Raw genomic sequence first — 4,040 nt, 5'->3', positions numbered from 1 at the left:
AATCATGACTGCGTGGCCAGGCGAGACTTCACGATACTGGCGCACAGGTGGGACGTAGTCTGCAGGCCGGACCGGACTCTTGATTTCGTCGTTTGAAACCGGCCGTTTCTGCAGGCGCCGTGCCGGATCGGCGATCGGCACTGCCGCGAGTAACCGTTTGGTGTACGGATGCTGCGGATTCTGAAAAATGGCCTCGCGCGGGCCGATCTCGACGATTTCGCCGAGATACATCACAGCCACGCGGTGGCTAACGCGCTCGACCACCGCCATGTCATGCGAAATGAAGAGATACGCAAGGCCCATACGGGCCTGAAGATCCAGCATAAGGTTGATGACCTGCGCCTTCACAGAAACATCCAGCGCCGAGACGGCTTCGTCCGCCATAATGAGGCGCGGCTCGAGTGCAAGCGCACGCGCAATACAGATGCGCTGGCGCTGGCCACCCGAGAATTCATGGGGAAAGCGATTGACCATGTCAGGCGAAAGACCCACTCGCTGCAGAAGGTCGGTGACCTTATCGCGTGCTTCCGAACGGCTGGCGAGACTATTGATCAGCAGCGGTTCGCTGATCGCCGTGCCGATATCCATGCGCGGATTGAGCGATGCGAACGGATCCTGGAAGATCATCTGCATGCGATTGCGCTGCTTGCGCAACTCGGATTGGCCAAGTTTGACAAGGTCAACGCCGTCGAGCAAAATCGAGCCTGAGAGGGGCTCAGTCAGCCGCATCACCGTCCGGCCTGTCGTCGATTTACCACAGCCTGACTCGCCGACCAGTGCCAAGGTTTCGCCACTCTTGACGCTGAAGGATACATTCTCGACCGCGTAGACCCGGCCCTTGACCGAAGAAAACATACCCGACCGAATTTCGAAGCGCTTCGTCAAGCCGGCAACCTCAAGCACCGGGCGCTCAGCCTCCTTAACAGTGTCCGGTACCTCGGCCGGCACGTCGGATTGGCCAGTCGTGCGATCGACGATCGGGAAACGCATTGGCCTCCGGCGCCCCTTCATCGAGCCGAGCTTTGGAACGGCTGAAAGCAGTGATCGCGTGTAGGGATGTTTGGGGCGTCTGAAGATGTCATCGGTCGAGGCAGCCTCGACCACCTGACCATTATACATGACCACCGTACGGTCGGCGATCTCGGCGACGACGCCCATGTCGTGCGTGATGAAGAGGACGGACATGCCCTCCTCTTTCTGCAACTCCTTGATCAGTTCCAGGATTTGCGCCTGAATCGTGACGTCCAGCGCCGTCGTCGGCTCGTCAGCAATCAGCAGCTTTGGCTTGCCGGCCAACGCCATCGCGATCATCACGCGTTGGCGCATGCCCCCCGAAAAGTGGTGTGGATATTCGTGGAAGCGCGACTTCGCCGCCGGGATACACACCTTTTCCAACAGCCTAATCGTTTCCAACTCAGCCTCGGATCGCGAAAGGCCGCGGTGCAGAATCAGCGATTCGGCTATTTGGAACCCGATTGTGAGTACCGGGTTCAGCGAGGTCATCGGCTCCTGAAAAATCATGGCAATATCGTTGCCGCGGATGCGACGCATTTCGGCTTCCGAGAGCGTGAGCAACTCCTGCCCGCCAAGTTTGATCGACCCTTCGACCTGGGTCGAAGCTGGTGAGTTGAGCCGCATGATCGAGAGCGCCGTCACGCTCTTTCCCGAGCCGGATTCGCCCACGACGGCGACTGTCTCTCTTGCGCCGATCTCAAAGGATATGCCGGCCACCACGGGCGCCCAGCGCCCTCCGACACGGAAGGAGGTCACCAACTGCGAAACCGAAAGGACTGGCTGGGTCATCCCGTGTTCACGCACTCTTGACACAGGCTTGTACAAATCTACCAGGTCCACGAGACCACTCCAAGACCTACAACCAATTTAGCTGAAGACCGGACGAGGTTCTGGCCCAGAAATCTTCCGCTTTGTTGAGCTACTTCAACAAACATTTTATCGAACCGCACAGATAGGTCCGTATCCGCCACGCAGTTCGCTTTCTCGAATCCCTCAAGCCTCGAATCTGTGAAACACGACAACACCTCTGGTCGCGAAAAGTCCGTTGTGCCGTCGGTTGCCCAGCCATCGAAATCCTTCCTGTGGGCCACTTTGAAGCGGCTACCCTGCTCTATCTTGCGCAATGCCTGGCGCGTTATGCGCGTGCTGACTATCGGCTGTTCGCGTTACAGGATCCGGTAAACGTTTCTTGCGTTTTCCCGAAACAACATCGCCTTGTGTTCCTCGGATATCCGCGCCTTGAAGGCGTAGCGCGGATCATCGAAGTCCCAGTGGGGATAGTCGCTTGCGTACATCAGCCTGTCCCAGCCGATTTGATCAAACAGGTAGTTGAGATCCTCGGGGTTGTCCGGTTCTTCCATCGGTTGTGTAGAGAAGTAAAAATGCTTGCGAAGATAGTGGGAAGGCGGGTGTTTCAGGGTCGGCACCTCCGAGCCGATGCGCCGCCACAACATGTCCAGCCGGTGTCCAAGTCCGATCGACCAGGTACAGCCGCACTCGACGATGACCGCCTTGAGAGATGGCAACTGATCGAAGACGCCCTCAAGAATGAGACTCATAATCTGCGACTGCGCAGCGAAGGTGAGGTCCAAATGGTCCTCACAGTAGTAGGATGGCCAGCCGCTGGCAGTCCGTGCACCGGCTCGGCCTCCGATGTGCATGCCGATCGGAAAGCCATGATGAGCCGCGGCTTCCAGGATCGGCCTATAGCGCCGGTGCCCCAGTGGCTCGGTCGTCCCCGCAAATATCTCCACCTGGACAAATCGCGCATCCAGAGCCCGCTTTTCGATTTCTGCGACTGCGGCAGCGGCATCGTCCGGAACGACCACAACGGAGGCCCTCAGCCGGTCCTCCGGCTCGACGAACTCGGCGATCTGCCAATCGTTGATCGCTGTCGACAACGCGTTGCTGAGATCGAGATTGCGCCCGCCATTGGGCAGCCCTACCATGGGTTGGAGCACGCCGAAGACAACATTGTTGGGATCGAGGTGCTGCTTCCTCATGAGCGCCAGGTCCGAACCGGGCAGCCCGCCATCCGGCCAGGCGTCACGACGGCACGACATTGGATTGTATCCGTCATAGTTGTAGCCGCTGGCAAACGCCTCCAATCCCAACTCTCCATACTGATCGAGATGGTCGCGCCATCGCTTCGACATATACGGATAGAGGCCATAGCGGCCTTTGAGGGCCGGATGGATATCGCAATCGGCAATACCTGGCGAAGATGTGGAGCGCACCGACTGCTTCGGGCTGGCTCTCGTGTCGGTCATTGCACCGTCTCCTTCAGCCGCGGGTAAGTCCGCAGGGGGTTCTCCTGCGCGATCTTCTGGCGAAGCCGTGCTGGAAAACCGAGCGGCATCGGATCATCTCCGTCGAACTGCCAATGCGGGTAGTCGGATGAGAAGAGCAGCATGTCTTCGCTGCCGAGATGCTCTATCAGCTTCTCCACGTGCACCGGATCCGGTGACGTATCGAATGGCTGGATTGTAAACCGGACACGATCCCGGATTTCCACCGCAGGGGAGCGCTTCACCCACGGGACCTCGCCGCGGGTGCCATGCCAGTCCTTCTTGCTTTTCCAGATGAAACTGGGCACCCAACTGATGCCCGCCTCGATCATCACGAAGGTGAGATCAGGAAACTTGGCAAACACACCCTCCATGATCAGGCTCTGGAGCTGCGCCGCGAAAATGTGAGTTCCGCTGGCATAGTCCTGCAGGTAGGTCGACGGCCATCCCATACCGCCGCTCGCCGTGGGATAACGATACATGGTCCCGGCATGGATACCGACAGGCAGGCCATGCTTTTGCGCCGCTTCATAGATCGGCCAGTAATGGCTGCGACCAAGAAGCATTTCGTTGCCGGCCAGCAGCAGGATCTGAACGAACCTTTTGTCGGAGGCACACCTATGGATTTCCTCCGCAGCCCGATCGGGAAGCTGCGAGCCCACCACGATCGAACCGCGCAAACGAGGTTCAGCGTCGAGCCACTCCCGCGCCAACCATTTGTTGGTAGCGGTGCAGACT

3 protein-coding genes are annotated in these 4,040 nt (G+C 58.7%); all 3 read right to left on the bottom strand.

Annotation, left to right across the window (positions count from 1 at the left end; genetic code table 11):
• Positions 1–1,803 (bottom strand): ABC transporter ATP-binding protein (locus tag EOA24_RS29560; protein WP_133374669.1); only part of this gene is annotated, 1,803 nt, incomplete at its 3' end.
• Positions 1,804–2,180: 377 nt separating this feature from the next.
• Positions 2,181–3,284, bottom strand: a complete 1,104-nt coding sequence (locus EOA24_RS29555) for an amidohydrolase family protein (RefSeq protein ID WP_127410362.1) — start codon at positions 3,282–3,284, stop codon at positions 2,181–2,183.
• Positions 3,281–4,040, bottom strand: a 760-nt coding sequence (locus tag EOA24_RS29550) for an amidohydrolase family protein (protein WP_133374668.1), incomplete at its 5' end; no start/stop codon positions are given. The genes EOA24_RS29550 and EOA24_RS29555, both read right to left, overlap by 4 nt.

The organism is Mesorhizobium sp. M2A.F.Ca.ET.039.01.1.1 (genome assembly GCF_003998035.1).
Taxonomy (GTDB): Bacteria; Pseudomonadota; Alphaproteobacteria; order Rhizobiales; family Rhizobiaceae; genus Mesorhizobium.
The sequence above is the reverse complement of the archived record's forward strand: the minus strand, read 5'-3'. Positions and strand labels throughout refer to the sequence as shown.